Annotated in this window: 4 protein-coding genes; 2 read left to right on the forward strand and 2 right to left on the reverse strand. The window is 60.4% G+C overall.

Annotation, left to right across the window (positions count from 1 at the left end):
* Positions 1 to 3: 3 nt before the first annotated feature.
* Positions 4 to 1,245: an MFS transporter gene (locus EN893_RS23980; protein WP_128361821.1), complete on the forward strand. Its 1,242-nt coding sequence runs from the start codon at positions 4 to 6 to the stop codon at positions 1,243 to 1,245.
* A gap of 71 nt (positions 1,246 to 1,316) precedes the next feature.
* Here EN893_RS23980 and EN893_RS23985 read toward each other — a convergent pair whose 3' ends face one another.
* On the reverse strand, positions 1,317 to 2,174 hold the full coding sequence (locus EN893_RS23985) for an alpha/beta hydrolase (RefSeq protein WP_127267864.1): 858 nt from the start codon (positions 2,172 to 2,174) through the stop codon (positions 1,317 to 1,319).
* A gap of 151 nt (positions 2,175 to 2,325) precedes the next feature.
* Between EN893_RS23985 and EN893_RS23990 the strand changes: the two genes are divergently transcribed.
* Positions 2,326 to 2,754: a MarR family transcriptional regulator gene (locus tag EN893_RS23990; RefSeq protein ID WP_127267865.1), complete on the forward strand. Its 429-nt coding sequence runs from the start codon at positions 2,326 to 2,328 to the stop codon at positions 2,752 to 2,754.
* A 92-nt stretch (positions 2,755 to 2,846) separates the two neighbouring features.
* On the opposite strand, the gene EN893_RS23995 is transcribed toward EN893_RS23990, so the two are convergent.
* On the reverse strand, positions 2,847 to 3,639 hold a 793-nt coding region (locus EN893_RS23995; protein ID WP_164901060.1), incomplete at its 5' end, for an EAL domain-containing protein.

Raw genomic sequence — 3,639 nt, forward strand, 5'->3', positions numbered from 1 at the left:
ACCTTGACCGATACGACAGCCGCCAGCGTCGCCCCACCGGCGACCACCAGTCACGCTTCAGCCCAGGCGACGGCCTTCACCGTGATCCTGGCGGTGAGCTTCTGCCACTGCATCAACGACATCATGCAGTCGCTGCTGTCGGCCATTTACCCGCTCCTGAAAGAGAATTATGGCCTCGATTTCTGGCAGATCGGCTTGTTGACCTTCACCTTCCAGGTGACCGCGTCGCTGCTGCAGCCTGTGATCGGCATGATCACCGACAAACGGCCGATGCCCTATTCGCTGCCCTACGGCATGGCGTCATCGCTGATCGGCCTGATTGTGCTCGCCTATGCCGGGCACTATTCGCTGCTCCTGATCGGCGCCTCGCTGATCGGCATCGGCTCGGCGATCTTCCATCCGGAATCCTCGCGCATCGCCCGCTTCGCCTCCGGCGGCCGCTTCGGCCTGGCGCAGTCGCTGTTCCAGGTTGGCGGCAATTTCGGACAGTCCATGGGGCCGCTGCTGGCAGCCTTCATCGTCGTGCCGTTCGGCCAGACCAGCATTTCCTGGTTCGCCGTCGGCTCGCTGATCGGCATCATCGTTTTGTGGCAGGTCGGCGGCTGGTACAGCCGGCTGCGTGCCGCACAGGGCACCCGCAAGGCGGCGAGCTTCGTTTCGCCCTTCCCGCGCCGCAAGGTGATGAACGCATTGATCGTGCTGACCCTGCTGGTGCTGAGCAAGAATGCCTACATCGCCAGCCTCGCCAGCTACTACACCTTCTATTCCATGCATAAGTTCGGCGTTTCGGTGCAGATGAGCCAAGTCATGCTGTTCCTGTTCCTCGGAGCCTCGGCGCTGGGCATCCTGCTCGGCGGCCCGTTCGGCGACCGCTACGGGCAGAAGGCGATGATCTGGTTCTCCATCGTCGGCGTGCTGCCCTTCACGCTCGCCTTGCCCTACGCCAATCTGGAATGGACGATGGTGCTGACGGTGCTGATCGGCCTGATCCTGTCCTCTGCCTTCTCGAACATCGTCGTCTTTGCGCAGGAACTCGTGCCGGGCCGCGTCGGCATGATCGCCGGCATCTTCTTCGGCTTCGCCTTCGGCATGGGCGGCATCGCGGCGGCCGTGCTCGGTATCGTCGCCGATATGAAGGGCATCGATTTCGTCTTCCAGATCTGCTCGTATTTGCCGTTTCTTGGATTGCTCACCGTGTTCCTGCCAAACATGAAGGAAGCGCGCAAAGCGCAGGCGGCCGCCTAGATCAGGCGGGTCTGCCGCTGTCACAAAAATGCACCCGCCTGATGACGGGTGCATTTTTGTGGGCCATGGCCTTAAGCCTTGAAGAAGGCCAGCAGGTCGGCATTGATGATGTCTGCATGGGTCGTGGCCATGCCGTGCGGGAAGCCCTTGTAGACCTTGAGCTCGCCCTTCTTGAGCAGCTTGATCGTCAGCAGCGCCGAATCGGCGATCGGAACGATCTGGTCGTCGTCTCCGTGCATGACCAGGACAGGCACGTCGATTGCCTTCAGATCCTCGGTGAAGTCGGTTTCCGAGAAAGCCTTGATACAATCATAATGCGCCTTGGTGCCGCCCATCATGCCTTGGCGCCACCAATTGTCGATGACGCCCTGCGAGATGTCCGCGCCCGGACGGTTGAACCCGTAGAACGGACCTGATGGAACGTCGCGGAAGAACTGGGCGCGATTGGCTGCCTGGGCGGAGCGGAAGCCGTCGAACACTTCGATCGGCAGGCCGCCGGGATTGGCGGCAGTCTTGAGCATGATTGGCGGCACCGCGCCGATCAGCACCGCCTTGGCGACACGGCCGCCGGCGCCATAGTTGGCAACATAGCGCGCCACTTCGCCGCCGCCGGTCGAATGTCCGACATGAATGGCATTCTTGAGGTCGAGATAAGCGGCGAGTTCCGCGACATCGGCGGCATAGGTGTCCATTTCGTTGCCGATATCCGTCTGGGTCGAGCGCCCATGGCCACGCCGATCATGGGCAATGACACGGTAGCCTTGTGACAGGAAGAACAGCATCTGGGCGTCCCAATCGTCGCTGCTCAACGGCCAGCCATGATGGAAGACGACAGGCTGCCCGGTCCCCCAGTCCTTGTAGTAAATCTGCGTTCCGTCCTTGGTGGTGATCGTACCGCTGCCGGAGCTGGGCTTGGTTTGCGAGGTCATCTCAATCTCCTTGTGGTTATTTCCGCGATAAACAATATCGCGATAACCATATAGCTAACGCGGCACAAAACCCTTGTCCACAAAAATATGTATCGCGATATCATTTTTCGTGGTATCGAATTGATGCCCATATTGGCAAAAGGAATGCGCCGTGCCTCTCCCGTTGGACAATCAGCTCTGTTTCACGCTCTATGCCACCAGCATGGCGATAAACCGCACCTACAAGCCGATGCTGGACGAGATGGGCATCACCTATCCGCAGTACCTGGTGCTGAACGCACTTGGAGAGGCCGATGGGATGTCGGTCGGCACCATCGCCAACCGGTTGGCTTTGGAATCGAGCACCGTCACGCCGCTGGTGAAGCGAATGGAGCAAGCCGAGCTGGTGACCCGCCAGCGCAGCCAGACCGACGAACGCCAGGTGCAGGTCGACCTGACATCAGCCGGACGCGCGCTGCTGGTCCAATGCAACTGTCTGAACGAGACCTTGGTCGAACGCTCGGGCATGACGCTTGCCGAGCTCGATGCCTTGAACCGGCAGATCCAGGCGCTACGCAACGCGTTGACCAGCGACCGGTAGCCCCTAGGTAGCCGCTTGGCCCAGTCATGGGTTGATTGCAATCAGTACGGCTTTTGAGGGCGGCTAAGCCAAACGTCGGAAAGAGGCCACCATCATGCGGACTTAAGCACGGCAAATGACCGTTTGCGCATGGCCCGCTTTGCCTGGAAACTGGCGGCGGGAGCGGGGCGGCCGACATGGAAGCCCTGGATCTTGTCTATGCCGAATTCGCGCATCAAAGCCATCTGTTCGTCGGTTTCCACCCCTTCGACCAGGATCTTGTGGCCGCGATTTCGAACCAGGGTGATGATGTCCTGCAGCATCGCCTTGCCGCTCAGGGAGCTGCAGTCGTGCAGAAACGATCGGTCGATCTTCACCGTGTCGAAATCGATCAGGCGAAGCCACGAAAGGCCCGCAAAGCCCGTCCCGAAATCATCAAGCCATATCTTGATCCCGAGCAGCTTCAGGTCGCTGATGCAGCGCAGAATGTCCGAGTGCATCTCCATCTCCAGCCCTTCGGTGATCTCGAAGGCCAGCCTGCTGCCGGCGACGCCGGTTTCGCCCAGAATGGTCGCGACAGACGTTGCGAAGCCAGGTGTCTTAAGCTGGATCGGGGAGACGTTGACGCTGACGACACGGACGTGGTCGTCAGCCAGGAGTTCGGCGCACACCGTCCTTATCGCCCAGCGCCCGAGTTCCAGGATCGCGCCGGTTCGCTCGGCGACGGGAATGAACAGGCTCGGCGGAACCGATGTGCCGTCCAGCATTTTGAGGCGCATCAGAGCCTCCACCGCTTCAACCCGGTCCGATTTGACATCCTGGATAGGCTGATAAACCAGTGAAACGAGATTCTGGCCGATCGCGATCTTCAGCAAGGCCGCGATGTTCTCGCTCTCGTCGCTGCTT

The sequence above is a fragment of the Mesorhizobium sp. M7A.F.Ca.CA.004.04.2.1 genome (assembly GCF_004022825.1).
Taxonomy (GTDB): Bacteria; Pseudomonadota; Alphaproteobacteria; order Rhizobiales; family Rhizobiaceae; genus Mesorhizobium.

Excerpts from the sequence above, each read along its gene's own strand:
- EN893_RS23985 (WP_127267864.1), bottom strand. The coding sequence starts at position 2,174 with ATGACCTCGCAAACCAAGCCCAGCTCCGGCAGCGGTACGATCACCACC.